This window comes from Bradyrhizobium sp. (genome assembly GCF_049519115.1).
Classification (GTDB): domain Bacteria; phylum Pseudomonadota; class Alphaproteobacteria; order Rhizobiales; family Xanthobacteraceae; genus Bradyrhizobium.
On sequence record NZ_JBEKRB010000006.1, the window covers coordinates 91,479 to 106,261 of the forward strand.

Below are 14,783 nucleotides of genomic sequence, written 5' to 3' on the forward strand. Positions count from 1 at the left end.
GAGACTTCCGTCGTTACGGGCGCCGCTGGATATCCTTTTCCTGGTCTGCTGCTTCATCTTGACCGCTGACGTTCTCGGTCCCGAGATTTTCGGCCACGGTAAGACAAAGGATTATCCGCTGTGGTTCTGGGCCGGCCAGCAGGTCTTGCAGGGTGGCGACCTCTATCCGCACGACCCCCAGGCCGCTTTCGCTTTTCTGTATCCGCCGCCGGCGGCGATCCTGCTGGCGATCCCGGCCTTCTTCGGAAAAATTCCACTTTATATTTGTCTGTCGCTGCTCAACGTCGCCGCCTGGTGGATCGTGGCGCAGCTTTCAAACGCGATGGCAGGCGACGGCGAGGTCCCAAGTCCCTGGTTGGCGGCGCTGCCGTCGATCGCCATGATCTCGTTCACCTTTGACATGTTTGATCTCGGACAGCCCAATCTGGTTTTGCTGGCGCTGATGCTGTTGGGTTTCTGGCTCCTGCAACAGGGGCGCTCCTGGAGTTCGGGAAGCCTGTTTGCGCTCGCAACCGCTATCAAGGTCTTTCCGGTAGCCGTGCTTCCATATCTGGTGTGGCGGCGGCAATGGGCGGCGGCCGCGAGCACGGCGATCTTTCTCGCCGTTTTCCTGATCGTCATTCCAGCGCCTGTGCGCGGCTTTCAGCACAATATTTCCGAGCTGAAGACCTGGTATCAGGGAATGGTCGGATCGAGTTCGGAAGCGGGCTTCGGAAAGCGCGACGATCAGAACTGGTCGTGGATGAACCAGTCCATCATTTCGTTGACGCACCGGTTGACGCGTCCGGTCGATTACAACCAGGACAACCCGAACACGGCGCCGGGTTACATGAATTTGCTCGATCTCGACTTCAAGACCTCCAATTGGATCGTCATCGGCGTCTCGCTTATCATCGGCCTCGGCTTCATTGCCGTGATGCCTTCGCGACAGCGGAGAACGCCCCGATCGGATGCCGAGGAGTTCGGCATTCTGTTCTGCCTCATGACCGTTGCCTCGCCGCTGGCGCGCCAATATTACTTTATATGGTTGTTTTTCCCGCTCACCGTTCTGATCCATCGGGCGGCCTATGATCCCCGTGCTAGCGTGCGCACGGGAACATGGATCGCGCTGGCCATCTCGGGCTTTCTGGTTTGCCTGTCGCTTCCGCCGTTTCCGCATGACTGGCAGGCTTACGGAAACAATTTCCTCGCAACTGTCGTGATGGCCGCGGGCCTGGCTTGGCACCTTCTGTATCCGCCGGAAGACAAGGCTAGCTCCTCGACAGCTCCCGCCGGCTCCTTGTCCGCATCCGGCCGTGTGCCGTAAAGTGCCATCTGCCGTAAAGTGAGTTAAGAAAACTCCCGCCAACGAAGGAGGATCGGAAATGTCCGACGCCGCGCAGCTTCAAAAAGTTCTTGAGCGCATCGATGCCGATTTCGACAACAGCCTCGAGCGGTTGTTTGCGCTGCTGCGGATCAAGTCGATCTCGGCCGACCCTGCCTTTGCCGGCGAATGCAAGGTCGCGGCCGATCACCTGGCGAAGGATATCGCCTCGCTCGGGTTCGCCTGTGAAGTGAGGCCGACCGATGGGCATCCGGCCGTGGTCGCCAAATCCAACGGGAAGTCGAGCGGTGGACGGCCGCACGTTCTGTTTTATGGCCACTACGACGTGCAGCCCGTCGATCCCCTGAACCTTTGGCATCGCCCGCCATTCGAGCCTGCCATTATCGATCACGCGGATGGGCGGAAAATCATCGTTGCGCGCGGCGCGGAGGACGACAAGGGACAGTTGATGACCTTTGTCGAGGCGTGCCGTGCCTGGAAGTCGGTGACAGGATCGTTGCCGGTCGACCTGACGATCGTGATCGAAGGCGAAGAGGAGGTCGGCTCGAAAAACTTCGTTCCGTTCCTTGAAAAAAACAAGGCCGACCTTGCGGCGGACTATGCGCTGGTCTGCGATACCGGCATGTGGGATCCGAATACGCCGGCGATCACGACGTCGTTGCGGGGCCTCGTTTACCAGGAGGTAAAGATCAAGGCCGCCAACCGCGATCTGCATTCCGGCATTTTCGGCGGTGGCGCCCAAAACCCGATCCGCGTCTTGACCCGCATTCTCGGCGGCATTTTCGACGACAATGGCCGCATCACGATTCCGGACTTCTATGACGGCGTGAAAGATGTGCCCTCAGACGTTCTGGACCAGTGGCGGAAGCTCGATCTGACCCCCGAAAAATTTCTTAAACCCATCGGCCTGTCGATTCCGGCCGGTGAGAAGGGCCGCCTGTTGATCGAACAGGTTTCTTCGCGCCCGACCTGCGACGTCAACGGCATCGTCGGCGGCTATATCGGCGAGGGCTCGAAGACCGTGATCCCGGCGGAAGCTTCCGCCAAGATTTCGTTCCGGCTGGTCGAGGGGCAAGACCCCGACAAGATTCGCCAGGCTTTCCGCGATTACGTCACGGCGCGGTTGCCCGGCGATTGCCGTGCGGAATTCATCGATCACTCCAACGCACCCGCGGTGGCGCTCGACTGGAATATGAAGCCGCTGGCGGCTGCGCGACGCGCTCTGGCGGAAGAATGGGGTAAGGATGCGGTTCTGATGGGATCGGGCGCTTCGATCCCGATCGTGGCCGATTTCAAGCGCACGCTCGGTCTTGACTCGCTCCTGGTGGGCTTCGCGCTCGACGACGACAACATTCATTCGCCGAACGAGAAATACGACCTCAGGAGTTTCCACAAGGGCATTCGCTCCTGGGCCAGAATTCTCGCAGCGCTAGCGGAATAGATTTCACCCGCAACCGATAGCGATCGGGGGCCGAACGCAAAAACGCCGTCCGGAATTGGACGGCGTTTGGATTCGGTGTGCAGAGGTATGTGAGCGAAACTCTACACCGGTTTTCTTAATTTTTCAATTCTTGTAACTCGGGTCCAGCCGGTCGAGCTTGCGCAACAGCGGCGGCCAAACCAGCGTGGTCGAACGCAGCTCCTGCCGCTCAGGGTTGGCAAGTAGCCGCGTGTTTTTGTCGATGACATCAGGATCGACGGGATAGGCCGAAGGTCCCAGCATCCGGGTGCGCACCTGCATGGTGCAGGCCCGCTCGAGATGGAACATGCGTTCAAAGGCGGAAGCGACCGAACGGCCGACCGTCAGCGTGCCGTGATTGCGCAACAGCATGTGATTTTTGGCGCCGAGATCGCGTTGCAGGCGCGGACGCTCATCATGATCGAGCGCGATGCCTTCATAGTCGTGATAGGCAAGATCGTAGGTGACGAGCTGTGCGGTCTGGTTAAGCGGCAGCAGGCCTTCCGCGCTTGTTGCCACGGCCGTGCCATCCGGCGTGTGCAAATGAATGACGCAGCCGGCATCCTCGCGGACTTCGTGTATCGCCGAGTGGATGGTGAAGCCGGCCGGATTGATATGGTACGGGGTCTTACTGAGGAGGTTGCCGTCGAGGTCGACCTTGACCAGGCTGGAGGCGGTAATTTCGTCGAACATCAGCCCGTAAGGATTGATGAGGAAATGATGTTCCGGCCCGGGCACCCGCGCAGAGATGTGGGTATCGACCAGATCGTCCCAGCCGTAATAGGCAATCAGTCGGTAGCAGGCGGCAAGGTTGACGCGCTGGCTCCACTCGGCTTCCGTCATTCCCGACGGTACTTCCTTCAGACGAGCTTCCGCTGGCGACATGACGGGGTCTCCTGTTGATCGCTGGATTGTTGCAAACCTATTCTTGCCATCGGCTGGCGACAAGGCGTGTTGCGTAATTGGCAGTTATGCTTCTTAGGCCACAGGCAGCGCCGTTTTACGGCGGCGGCATCGTCAACAGGCTCGAAATGCTGCGCCCACGGATATCGTAGACGCGGGCATAGACCACGTCGTCGCGCTTGATTTCAACCATGATCGGCGCGCTGATGAGGCCCTTGCAGTAGAATTCGCCGAGCGTCATCGCGAAGTCGGCCACGTGGCTGTCCCAGCCGATGGTGAAACCGGGACCAAGTGCGACTTGTGCTCCCCGGTGCGGCCCGCACACCGCGACATTCCACTTGTGTCCAGGCGGCGGAGTTTCATGCCGCCCGTCGAGCTGCTCGCGCAGGCTGTCGGAGGCCTGCTTGAATGCCAGCCCCCAGTAATCGAGCATGTAGCGGTCGTCCGCGCCGCGCACGGTGCCGGCGATATGGTTGAAATGGGTGTACTGATAGGGGTGCAGGCGGATCATTTCGCCAAGCGGCAGCAGCAGGCCGCACGCGAACACGGTGAGAGCTGCCGGCTGCCAGTTGCGGCGATTTTCTTTCAGCCAGTCCATTCCGCGCGCGAAGGCCAGGCCCGCAAGCACCGTCATCGGCGGAATGACGAAGATGAAGTGGCGGATGCCGTTGTAGAGCGCGGGCCGTTTCAGGATGGCGATCGCGATCGGCAGCACCGCCGCCAAGGTCAGCATCAAAAGGATCGTCTTGCGGCGTGCCGGCACGTCGCTGCGCGGTAACGCCAGGATGCTACCAACGATTCCCGCAGCGGTCAGCGCCAGCAGAACTTCCGGAAGCTGCAAGGCGAACAGCGTCGGAAGATATGACCAGGGCATGTCCGGGACCGCGAAGATGGTGCCGTTGAACATTTCCTTCCACGGCTTTTCGAAGAACGTCGAGAAATAGGTGGCAGCCTGGAAGGGATGCTCGGGTTCGATGATCGACCACGGCCAGATCAATCCCATCACGAGATAGCCGAGGAGCAGGCCGGGCAACAGCGCGTAAGCCATCTGCACAAATCGCCTGCAAGCCTCGCGCGCGCCGTGCGTGCGAACCTCTTCGATCAGCATCGGCACAAAGCCGGCTAACGCATAGACCAGCGCCAGGCCGCCAAGAATGCGCGAGCCGATCGACAGACCGGCGCCAAGGCCGACGATCAGAACCGTCCGCGGCGAGGGATGCGGATATTCTTCGGCCAGGCGAACCAGACCGAGCATCAGGATCACCATTGCCACGGCAAACGGCGCATCCTTCGGATTCATGAACATGTGGCCGTAGAAGGTCGGGCACAGCGCCAGAAGCAATAGCGCCGCCAGTCCGGCCAACGGGCCGCCGACACGCCGGCCCAATCGCCAGGTCACGGCGAGGCCGATGATGCCGACGATGGCGCCGAGCAGCCGCCGCGTTTCAAACAATTCGAGCGGGATGATCTTGTGCAGCAGCGCCGCGGCCATATCGAATCCGCCGCCATACATATAGAGGTTGGCGAAAGACAGCGCTCCGGTGTCTTTGAACCCGGAGCGGTACATCCGCAGCAACAAATCGGCATATTCGGCGTGGGTGTAGTCGTCCCAACCGAGGCCGTAGTCGCGAAAAGTGAAGCTCGCGACCAATCCGACCGCAACCAACACCAGCATCGCGGCGTCGTCGCAAGTCCGCTCCATCGAGCGCCGCGAAGGCGTATCGAGAGCCGAGGCCGCAATTGATGACATAGCTATCGGTTACCCGGTGTCCCTTGGCCCAGTTTAGCGCTTTGAGCCTCTTTCCCCGGCAAGCCATATAGCGCAGTTCGGCTGCCAAGTAATTGGCAATTGTGGCGTAATTCGCCTACTGCGACGCAACGAAGCAGCGGTTTGGCCGTTAATTAAGGGTTCCACGGTCCCCAACTATCAGAATTGCCCGGGCAATTGCCGTTGGCGGGGCGTGTAATATGACGGTATCGTGGCGTTGGGGGCTTGTGCAGGGGCTGCTGTGCGCACGGTCAGGCGCGGCCTAGGGGTAGGTTTGATGACGATTGGAATGTTGGTCGCCGGGATCGCCTGCCTGCTGGCAGGTTTTCTAGCGATCGGTTTCGGGATCCCGATCAACGAGTTCGGCCTTGGCAATACGCTGATTCTGGCTGGCGCGGTCACCGCCTGCACCGGGCTGATCATCCTGAGCCTGTGGGTTGTCGTCAAAGAGCTGAAAAACATGGCTGGACGGCCAGGCGCCGGTCCTTCTCTTGAGAAGGGCAATGCCCGGCAACCGGCAGCGTTGCCGGAGGTTCCGGCGGGCGCTGAACCGGGCGTCGCGGGGGCTGGCGGACCTTCGCCGTCCGCGCCCTGGCTCGAAGAGGCAGCCGGGCGCGATCATCCGCGTCAGGAAGCGCCGTCGCCGCCCGAGCCGCCGGCCGTCAAACCGCGGCGCAATTTGATGTTTTCCTCGAGCTCCCGCCGGGAGCGTGAGCGCGCCCAGGGGCGTGATCCCTCCGTCGCCGAGCTTCGTCCCGAATTGACCGCGCCGCCGATGGAGATCAGTGAACCTCCACCCCCGACGTTCGAGGACGCCTGGCCGAAATCGGAACGGGCGAGGCCGGCCGATGCGCCACTGCCACGGCGCGGCCCGCGCGCGCCCTCGACGTTCAGCGAAACCGCGGCGGCTACCCGTCAGGCTCCGGTCGTCGAGGATCAGCCGCCGGTGACGGTGCTGAAGTCCGGCGTGGTCGATGGAATGGCCTATTCATTATATTCAGACGGATCGATCGAAGCCCAGATGCCGGAAGGTATGATGCGTTTTGCTTCGATTGACGAATTGCGCGCCCATCTCGACCAGCGCCCATGAGAGCGCAAATCCGCTCTTGCTGGAAAAGTTATTCCGCTCATATTTGTCGAGCGGCTGATAGTCAAATCGCGAATCGGCGTAGAGATGACGTGCGTGATGAAGATCACAAGGCCTAGGCCATGAACGATACCGCGGGCAAGAATTTCGTCGATCTGACGGCGAATATCGTCTCCGCCTATGTCAGCAACAATCCGACGCCGGCAGCGGAAATTCCGGGTCTGATCAATCAGATTCATGCGGCCCTGGTGCGGGTGTCCACCGGCCGGCCCGAGACGCCCACCGAACCGGCAAGGCCGGCGGTGTCCGTCAAAAAATCCATGACGCCCGATTATCTGGTCTGTCTTGAAGACGGCAAGCGCTTCAAGTCGCTGAAGCGGCATCTGCGCTCGCAATATAATATGACGCCCGAACAGTACCGGGAAAAATGGGGGCTGCCGCCGGACTACCCGATGGTCGCGCCCAACTACGCGGTGGCCCGTTCGCAGCTTGCCAAGAAAATGGGGCTTGGTCAGCAACGCCGGCGGCGCAAGTAGGTCGTATCTTACGAAGCCGCCGCTAAGGCTTCCCGCGCATCGGTGCGGATGCGCTCGACCATCGAACGCAGGCCGTTCGAGCGTTGCGGCGTCAGATGTTCGCGGAATCCGAATTCGTTGAATATGGAAATCGCATCTGTCGCGAGGATTTGCTGCGGGGTATGGCCCGAATATAGCGTCAGCAGGATCGCGATCAGTCCACGCACGATATGGGCGTCGCTGTCGCCCAGGTATTTCAGCAATGCTCCACCGGTATCGCTGCGTTCGAGGCTCTTGGAGAGCCAAACCTGGCTGGCGCAACCCTGCACCTTGTTGGAAGCCGAATGCTCGGCTTCCGGCATCGGTTCGAGCGTCCGGCCGAGTTCGATGACGTACCGGTAACGGTCGTCCCAATCCTCCAGCAGCTCGAAATTTTCCCTGATCTCGTCAATTGTCGTCATGATCGTGCTCAACCTTGAAAACCCTATATAGGTCTGAAGGCGGCCGAAAGCGATATCGTATGATCGAAGAGAATGTTCCCGTTTTCTCGGGCCTTACCGTGACGGCGGCGGAGCGCCCTGCCATTCGATCTGCATATCGTCGGGCGTCAGCGTATCGTGCGCGACATCAGACTGCGCGCCCTCGGCGCTCTCCATGCCGGCGATCGAGCCGGTGTGATCGGGCGCACGTTTGTCCGACTTGTCAGGTTTGTCGGTGATGTACTGATATACTTTTCGCGCACCGCCCTGGGCGCGTTGGCCGATCACGGTCGCGGCCTGGCCGCCCACTTCGCATGCGGCCGGCTGGCGCTTGCAGAACTGGCTCATGTCGTTGACGGCTGCGGTTGCCGCAGAGATTGCTTCGGACGCGTTGATTTGCGGCGCCTTGTCCGTGTCCGGGGCTTTGTCCCTCGGCAACAGTACGAGCACCAGTCCAACCCAAAATACCAAGCGAAGCAGAAAAAACATCTTGCTACTCCGGCGGTCCTTCTGGTTCCGCCGCTTCAATCCCGACTAACAGCGATAAGTCGCAAGTGTTTGCATTGAGGTTAAATCGGGAAGATTCGACGAAAAAATCGATCGATTCGATTCGACGTAAATTTTCAATTGATGGGATGCGGCGAAGGATATCGACGCCCGTCCACCATTTCGAAACCATATCGGTCTATCGCCGGAAACCTACCGTTCACCATCTGCGTTGATTGACCGTCGCATCGGGCGCCGAAAGCGTCGTGGAGATACGGTCTTTAGCCGCACCCTCACGCCGCCTTAGCGTTCATTTAATGTCGCTCTGACAGGTTGCGATTACGACAAGGGGGACGTTCCGGGGCGTCTGTTCGACGCGCAGGCGAAAAGCACGGAAGCTGTGACAATTCTGAGTACCATTCGCGATTGCCTAGATGCGCTGCTGCACCCGTCGGCGCGATACGATGTGCTGGCGCGCGCGCGCCACCGCGCCTTCATCGCTCCGCGGCTGTTGGGAAGCCTGACGGCGTTTGCTGCATTTCCAGTCTACCTCGCCATGCACGGCGCACCTACGGCGCTCGGCGTGACGGCCTTCGCTTGGTTGATCGCACCCATTCTGTTGTCATGGTTCTTGTCGCGCACCGGCCGCTACGAAGGAGCCTGCCTCCTGTCGTCGCTGACGTTTGCCGGACTGATCATGACGCTGGCTTCGGTCACCGGCGGCATCGGATCGTTCGCCGCGATCTGGCTCGTGGTCGTGCCGATGGAAGCCGCGATTTCGGCATCGCGCCGGGTGGTTGCGTTTGCCTCCGCGCTGACGCTGACTTGCGTTTCCCTGCTGATCGTCCTTGGTCATTTCCAGTTGCTGCCGGCAACCGACGTCGCTCCGGACCTGCGCGCCGTCCTGACGGCGTTCGGCGTGGCGTCGGCGACGCTCTATGCCGCAGGTCTCGCCTTTGGAGCCGAACTGCTCGCACGCACCAGCGCTTCGCTGCTTTATGTCGAAGAAGAGCGCTACCGGCTGCTCGCCCATAACATGAGCGACGTGATTTCCCGCCATCATCGTAACGGCGCCGTACGTTTCATATCGCCGGCCGCGGAGGCGCTGTTGGGAGCGTCGGCCTCGCGTCTCATCGGCTATGGCCTGTTCGATCGCGTCCATGTCGCCGATCGTCCGGCCTACCTGACCGCACTTTCGGATGCGGCGCGCGGAGGTGAGGCGCAAAGCGTCGAATTCCGACTGAAGCGGGATGTGATCCGCGGACGTGAGGCAGGGCAGTCTGGTCAGGTGAATTTCATCTGGGTAGAGATGCGATGCCGGCCGCTGGAACAGCTATCGCCGACGTCAAAAACGTCCGAGGCCGAAGTGGTCGCGGTGATGCGCGACGTCACCGATCGAAAAAATCAGGAACGCGCACTGGATCTGGCCCGGGCGGCGGCGGAACAGGCGGACGCATCCAAGACACGCTTCCTTGCCACGATGAGTCACGAGTTGCGCACGCCTCTCAATGCCATTATCGGATTCTCCGAAATGATCATGCAAGAGGACGCGCTAATGCTGGATGCGACGCGCCGCAAGGAATATGCCCAGTTGATCAACGATTCGGGCCAGCACCTGTTGTCGGTCGTCAACGGCATTCTCGACATGTCGAAGATGGAGTCGGGCAATTTCGAGATCATGCCGGAGCCGTTCGCGCCGCGGGCGGCGCTGATCAATTGCTGCAACCTCCTGGCGCTCAAGGCCCGGGAAAACTGCATCGATCTCGTCACCCGGGTGCCGGACGATTTGCCTGTCATGATTGGCGATCCGCGTGCGTTCAAGCAGATCGTACTTAACCTCGTCGCCAACGCCGTCAAATTCACCGAGCGCGGCGGCGCCGTGACCGTGTCGGCGGCCGTCGACAGTGCGCGGCTCGTTATTCGCATCGCCGACACTGGCGTCGGCATCGCGGCCGACGACCTCAAACGGATCGGCGATCCATTCTTTCAGGCCGGCAAGACCTATCAGCGCCGCCACGAAGGCACCGGTCTTGGGTTGTCGATTGTCAAAAGCCTCGTTGCCCTGCATGGCGGCGACATGACCGTGCAGAGCCGAGTTGACGAAGGCACCACCTTTGCCGTTACGCTGCCACTGACCCCGCAGGCCGCGCAACTCTCGAGCAACATCGCAACGCTGGCCCCGCCGGCGCGCCCCGCCACACCAGAACAAGCCCTCCAGGTGAAGAAAAGTGCCTAGGAAACGCACCAGTGACGATGATATGCCGCGCCGCCGCCGTGGCTCCAGGGAAGCCGCGGTCGAGCCGGATTCCGAACACGGTCTGGTGATGCGCATTTTTCTTCATAGCCCGAAGGACGTGATCGCGGGCGCGCTCGCGCTTGCCGCCATTGTAGCCATTGTCGCCAACGCGCTGTTCATGCAGGCCGGACGCCATCCGGCGCCGATGTTCGGCACGCTCACCACCTTGCCCGCGGGTGCGTCGCCTGTGGTCGCATCGGTTCCCGCCAGTCTGTTGCCACGGCCGCGGCCGGTCGAGGCCGACACTGTATTGTCCGAAACCAGGCCGGCCGACCCGAAAGCCGCCGATCCCAAAGCTGCCGATCCCAAAGCTGCGGATCCCAAAGCTGCCGATCCCATGACCAGTCTGGTCAAGACGACCAGCACGGTGCAGGCGGCGACAGCCAATATCCCGCGGCCGCCGATGACGGTGCCGGTATCTTCCCGCGTCGACAGCGTGCCGGTCTCAAACGGCGGTTCGCACCGCGTGGCCGCGGTGCAGCGTGCGTTGACCGAATACGGCTATGGCCAGTTGAAGCCGACCGGCGTCGTCGGACCGGATACGCAAGCCGCGATCCAGAAGTTCGAGAAGGCGCGCAGGCTGCCAGTCACGGGCCAGGTGTCCGATCGCCTGGTGCATGAACTCGCCGCCACGATCGGTCATTCGATCGAGTAGTGACTGGTTCCTTCCGTTAGCCTATCTTCCGTTCATGCGATTGAAATCAAGCATATGGGTCGCGGCCTATTTGCGCCGCTGCCAAACCGCGGGCGTATTCGGCGCGGTACGCCGGCGAGGTGCGGAGGAGGCGGGTGCTGTCTTCGTCAAGGTGGCGTCGCTCGACGGCAAAGCGATGCTTTACGTGCCGGCGCCGCAGGCGGTTTACGACGATAGCCGGCCAATCGAGCGGCTTTTCATGCCGACTTCGAAAGAGCCGCTGCCGGAGCCGTCCGTGGAGGAACGTCTTCAGAAGGAAATCCGGTTTGATCCGGACGCGTGGATCGTCGAGACCGAGGACCGTTCCGGCCGGCACTTTCTCGACCTGTCGCGGGATTGATCTCGAGCCTTTAGATTAGCGTCAATTAGCGCCGGGAATTCTGCGAAGAACCTGCCGCTACATTGTTTGCGGGCTGCGGGGTTGTCCGGGTTTGAGTCGCAACGGGACGCGCGCGGTTGCGCTCGTCGTCGTACAGCGCGGGGCGGTATTTGGCACGCGTCGTCATCATCGTTGAGCCGCGCCAGGCGGCGAGCATAATCAGCGCCGATTGCTCCTTCAGCACGTCATAGAGACGCGAGAGCCGATACACGGTGTGAACGGACGTGCCGATCTCGGGTTTCAGGAAAAGCAGAACCCGCTGATACACCGGACTCGGCATGCCAAGCGCCTTGGCGGCGCAAGCGAGTGGCTCGCCGGTCGGATCGTTGACCACCTGGGTCGCGATCTTCCAGGGCAAGATCAGGGTTTCGCCAAGCTCGAGCGTGAAGTTTTCGACATCGGCGACAAAGGCGGCCATTTCCAACGCTTCGATCGAGCGTTGCGCGCGCTGGGCGGGAACACGCGGCGAGGCCTTCAATGGCGTCTCGGAGAGATTGTGCAGGATCAAGGCCCGCTCGGATGAGGCTGCGCCGAAAAAAAGACTGCTGATTTCCGCCGCGTCTTTCGGCTGCATCGACAGCTTCGAGACCATCGGCAACGAAGCCTCACGCGCGGTCCTAGCCGGCTCCGGTGCGGCGACAGTCTCTGAAATCAAGCGCGCGGGAATCTCGCGGGCGAACGGCACGCGCGGATCGGGAGCGGACGGTTTGAGCCCGAGTTGTTTCAGGACCGGGGCGGGTGTCGCCGGATACACCGCAAGCCGCGCCCGCACGGCCGCACGCGTGGCGTCGTCAACCTGATCGATCAGCCGGGAAGTGAGTTCGACGAACTGCCGGGCTTCCTGCTCGCTATGGGTGGTCGTCTGAACGTAGAGATCGGCGAGAACGCGGAGCAAGGTGGGACGGATGTCGACGCCCTCTCGGTGGGAGAGGTTCATCAAACCGTCAAAGCCTGAGAACAGCGGAGGCGTGGTCATCTTGAGGGATACGCGATTGATTAAATCTCGCGAAAGCCTAGGTCAGTTGCTTTAATACCGCGTTAAGGAAAACAATCCGTGAAAAGGCGGGGCCGATATCTCGCCACTTCTGTCGGCTGGCGTGATCGCCGTGCAACGGTCCGACATCAAATCGAGGGACGCCCGCGAATTAAGAAGCCGTTAACCACGTCCTGTTCTTAATGACGGCCGTCGCTGCAAATCGCGTGAGAGCGGCAACCGGAGAGAGTTTGGGCATGGGCACCATCATTGAATTTCCAGCGGATGCGGCATCGCGGCGGCTGGGCCCAACCATGGATGGCGCCGCCCAGAAGGTTACGGGAACGGTCGTGATCCTTCCCGTAATCCGGATCGAGCGTCAGGTTGAAGAAACCAGCGGCGATCGCGGGCCGGAGCAGGGGACGGCTCCCGGCCGTCGTCGTCGGCGACGCTGAAAGCCGGATGGTATGCCCGACACATTGTTTTTGATCCGGGTCGGGCGTCAACCGTCAGCTGGCCTATCGGCGCTGATGTTGCTCACCTCAGGCCTGATGCTCGCCGGCTGTAGCGGTGGCGATTTCGGACGTAGCCGCGAGGATTTCCGCAACGACGACATGCATCGCTGGCTAGGTGCCGAGGTGACCGGCAGCGTCGGTATGAAAGCCTCGCAATTCCAGCTCACCGATGGCGAAAGACAGCTTCGCGATCAGGCCTATCCGGTGATCGAGCCGCCGCATTCGCGGCCTGCCTGGAAGGCCGTGTTCGGCGACTACCAGGTTGCGGCTGCGCCATGGCGGGAGAAGGTCGCCTTTGATCGCACGGCCTATGGGCGGCAGTTGATCGACGAGCCCCACCGCTCGGACGCCTCGCGATATTCGCAGTTGATCGACGACATACGCGACGACATCACCCGCTTCGAACCGTTCTATTCCACCGCTGCCCGGGTGCTCGACCTCGACCGCAAACGCAATGCCAGCCTCGCTCACGTCTCGCAATTGTCGCCGCGAGAGCGCGGGGACGCGGTCGCCCGCATGGAAGAGAACACGCTGATCGTGCAATGGGTCCAGCAATGCCAGGAGCGGCGAATTTCGTCGTATCGCTGGGCGCTGGAGCGGCTGGTGGTCCAGGCGCCCGACGGTATGGCCGCGGAAGCCGACCGGCTTCTCAACGAACTTGCCGGGTTGGCCGCCAATCCGCCCGTCGCGATACAGCCCGTCCCCGGCTACAAGCTCACCTCCCGCGGCTGAAAATCCGCCTGAAGAACTGCCGCTAGCTCAGCGTTTGGTTGGCGTCGGCTCGGTCTGCACCTTGCAGCTCGATGCGGCGAGCGTCGCCTGCGCTTGCGGCATCAGGCCCGGTTCCGGCGCCAGCGCCTTCATCACGATCAATCCGGCGGCGCTCGGAGAATCGATGATCAGCCGGTCCGCGGCCGTGACGTCCTCGTCCTCCGGTAAAGCGGCGTGCTGGGCTTCCGTCATCAGGTCGAGTTCAATCACCTTGCGCCCGGCCGAGCGGTCGTTGATGGCATAGTAGGCCAGTTCATTGCGGGTATAGAACGACACCGACGTATAGGCCTGGCTCACGGGCACCGTGAGCTTGATCGGCCCTCCCGACAGATCGTAACGGCAGATCGCAACCGCAAAGGCAGGATCCATGAACGGCAGCGGGGCCGCGGAAGGATCCGGCAAGGGCAGGGGTGTGACGGTATTGAGTTTCGTGATCGGAGCGAGGCGGGAATAGGCGTCCTGGCTCGCGATGCGTGGCAGCGCCAGCACGCTGACCAGATGCACGATGGCGCCCAGGAGCAGGCCGGCGATGATCGTGAACAACAGCCGGATCATGGGCAGCCCACAGTTGCGACAGCGGGCATCGGGGCGTCGCGCTGGGTCCGCGTCGCAACGCCGACCGGCGTATCATAGAGCCGCAGAACTAGCGTGTAGCGCTCGATTCCGCCGGTCGGCAGCCAGTTGCCGGAGCGGGATCGTGACGCGACCCGCACTTCGAACGAGCCGTCCGCGCCACGGATGATTTCCTGGCTGGTGAAGCCGTAGCGTTGCAGTGAATTTGAGACCAGCCGTCCTCGTGAATCGTAGAGCGTCAGCGTCCAAAACCGCGCCGCCGGCGTAATTCCGCTCACCACCACGTCGCAGCGGCCGTCAAGCAACCGCTTGCGATCGTCTCTGGTGGCCGAGAATGCAACGCCATCGCCGGTGCCAACCGGCAGTTCGCCGCTGCGGGCAATGGATGCGCGCGAATATGGGTCGACGTCGGCGGTGCCGGTTCTCGGCCGTGCGGTCCAGGCGCCGATCGTCAGCGTGCCGAGATCGGTGCCGCGGGTTGCCGTCATCCACGTGGCGCCGAGGCCGACGACGGCGGCGAGGATCAGCGCCAGCAGGGTGACGAATATCAATCGCACGTTT

General features: G+C 61.6%; 16 protein-coding genes. 9 read left to right on the forward strand and 7 right to left on the reverse strand.

Going from position 1 to position 14,783, the window contains the following annotated elements:
* Nucleotides 1-55 precede the first annotated feature (55 nt).
* Both ABSE61_RS07140 and ABSE61_RS07145 read left to right on the forward strand, forming a co-directional pair.
* Nucleotides 56-1,306 carry a glycosyltransferase family 87 protein gene (locus ABSE61_RS07140; RefSeq protein WP_423870441.1) on the forward strand — a complete coding sequence of 417 codons (1,251 nt, stop codon included), beginning with the start codon at nucleotides 56-58 and terminating at the stop codon, nucleotides 1,304-1,306.
* Between the two features lie 58 nt (nucleotides 1,307-1,364).
* Nucleotides 1,365-2,765: a M20/M25/M40 family metallo-hydrolase gene (locus tag ABSE61_RS07145; RefSeq protein WP_423870389.1), complete on the forward strand. Its 1,401-nt coding sequence runs from the start codon at nucleotides 1,365-1,367 to the stop codon at nucleotides 2,763-2,765.
* Between the two features lie 123 nt (nucleotides 2,766-2,888).
* Here the strand turns inward: ABSE61_RS07145 and ABSE61_RS07150 are convergent, their stop codons facing one another.
* Both ABSE61_RS07150 and ABSE61_RS07155 read right to left on the reverse strand, forming a co-directional pair.
* On the reverse strand, nucleotides 2,889-3,668 hold the full coding sequence (locus ABSE61_RS07150; protein WP_423870390.1) for a class II aldolase/adducin family protein: 780 nt from the start codon (nucleotides 3,666-3,668) through the stop codon (nucleotides 2,889-2,891).
* A 115-nt stretch (nucleotides 3,669-3,783) separates the two neighbouring features.
* On the reverse strand, nucleotides 3,784-5,436 hold the full coding sequence (locus ABSE61_RS07155) for a glycosyltransferase family 39 protein (RefSeq protein WP_423870391.1): 1,653 nt from the start codon (nucleotides 5,434-5,436) through the stop codon (nucleotides 3,784-3,786).
* A 295-nt stretch (nucleotides 5,437-5,731) separates the two neighbouring features.
* Here ABSE61_RS07155 and ABSE61_RS07160 point away from each other — a divergent pair, with 295 nt between their 5' ends.
* Nucleotides 5,732-6,544 carry a DUF308 domain-containing protein gene (locus ABSE61_RS07160; protein ID WP_423870392.1) on the forward strand — a complete coding sequence of 271 codons (813 nt, stop codon included), beginning with the start codon at nucleotides 5,732-5,734 and terminating at the stop codon, nucleotides 6,542-6,544.
* Between the two features lie 119 nt (nucleotides 6,545-6,663).
* Nucleotides 6,664-7,077, forward strand: a complete 414-nt coding sequence (locus ABSE61_RS07165; RefSeq protein WP_423870393.1) for a Ros/MucR family transcriptional regulator — start codon at nucleotides 6,664-6,666, stop codon at nucleotides 7,075-7,077.
* Nucleotides 7,078-7,085: 8 nt separating this feature from the next.
* Here ABSE61_RS07165 and ABSE61_RS07170 read toward each other — a convergent pair whose 3' ends face one another.
* The gene (locus ABSE61_RS07170; protein ID WP_423870394.1) at nucleotides 7,086-7,517 is read right to left on the reverse strand and encodes a SufE family protein; all 432 of its coding nucleotides are present in this window, start codon (nucleotides 7,515-7,517) and stop codon (nucleotides 7,086-7,088) included.
* Nucleotides 7,518-7,610: 93 nt separating this feature from the next.
* Complete coding sequence (locus tag ABSE61_RS07175) at nucleotides 7,611-8,024, reverse strand: DUF5330 domain-containing protein (protein WP_423870395.1); 414 nt, start codon at nucleotides 8,022-8,024, stop codon at nucleotides 7,611-7,613.
* Between the two features lie 397 nt (nucleotides 8,025-8,421).
* Between ABSE61_RS07175 and ABSE61_RS07180 the strand changes: the two genes are divergently transcribed.
* From ABSE61_RS07180 to ABSE61_RS07190, 3 genes are read left to right on the forward strand one after another with little or no spacing between them, the layout of a single operon-like run.
* Nucleotides 8,422-10,257 (forward strand): ATP-binding protein, encoded by a 1,836-nt coding sequence (locus ABSE61_RS07180; protein WP_423870396.1) that lies wholly within the window; start codon nucleotides 8,422-8,424, stop codon nucleotides 10,255-10,257.
* On the forward strand, nucleotides 10,250-10,972 hold the full coding sequence (locus ABSE61_RS07185) for a peptidoglycan-binding domain-containing protein (RefSeq protein ID WP_423870397.1): 723 nt from the start codon (nucleotides 10,250-10,252) through the stop codon (nucleotides 10,970-10,972). Before ABSE61_RS07180 ends, ABSE61_RS07185 begins: the two co-directional genes overlap by 8 nt.
* A gap of 34 nt (nucleotides 10,973-11,006) precedes the next feature.
* Entirely contained in the window at nucleotides 11,007-11,351 is a 345-nt protein-coding gene (locus ABSE61_RS07190; RefSeq protein ID WP_423870398.1) for a DUF1491 family protein, read from the forward strand.
* Between the two features lie 25 nt (nucleotides 11,352-11,376).
* On the opposite strand, the gene ABSE61_RS07195 is transcribed toward ABSE61_RS07190, so the two are convergent.
* Entirely contained in the window at nucleotides 11,377-12,366 is a 990-nt protein-coding gene (locus tag ABSE61_RS07195) for a DUF2336 domain-containing protein (RefSeq protein ID WP_423870399.1), read from the reverse strand.
* 254 nt (nucleotides 12,367-12,620) lie between these two features.
* On the opposite strand from ABSE61_RS07195, the gene ABSE61_RS07200 reads away from it, so the two are divergent.
* Both ABSE61_RS07200 and ABSE61_RS07205 read left to right on the forward strand, forming a co-directional pair.
* Nucleotides 12,621-12,818 carry a hypothetical protein gene (locus ABSE61_RS07200; protein WP_423870400.1) on the forward strand — a complete coding sequence of 66 codons (198 nt, stop codon included), beginning with the start codon at nucleotides 12,621-12,623 and terminating at the stop codon, nucleotides 12,816-12,818.
* Nucleotides 12,819-12,830: 12 nt separating this feature from the next.
* Nucleotides 12,831-13,610 carry a hypothetical protein gene (locus tag ABSE61_RS07205; RefSeq protein WP_423870401.1) on the forward strand — a complete coding sequence of 260 codons (780 nt, stop codon included), beginning with the start codon at nucleotides 12,831-12,833 and terminating at the stop codon, nucleotides 13,608-13,610.
* Between the two features lie 27 nt (nucleotides 13,611-13,637).
* Here ABSE61_RS07205 and ABSE61_RS07210 read toward each other — a convergent pair whose 3' ends face one another.
* Both ABSE61_RS07210 and ABSE61_RS07215 read right to left on the reverse strand, forming a co-directional pair.
* Nucleotides 13,638-14,204: a DUF1254 domain-containing protein gene (locus ABSE61_RS07210; RefSeq protein ID WP_423870402.1), complete on the reverse strand. Its 567-nt coding sequence runs from the start codon at nucleotides 14,202-14,204 to the stop codon at nucleotides 13,638-13,640.
* The gene (locus ABSE61_RS07215; RefSeq protein WP_423870403.1) at nucleotides 14,201-14,779 is read right to left on the reverse strand and encodes a DUF1214 domain-containing protein; all 579 of its coding nucleotides are present in this window, start codon (nucleotides 14,777-14,779) and stop codon (nucleotides 14,201-14,203) included. Before ABSE61_RS07215 ends, ABSE61_RS07210 begins: the two co-directional genes overlap by 4 nt.
* Nucleotides 14,780-14,783: the final 4 nt, after the last annotated feature.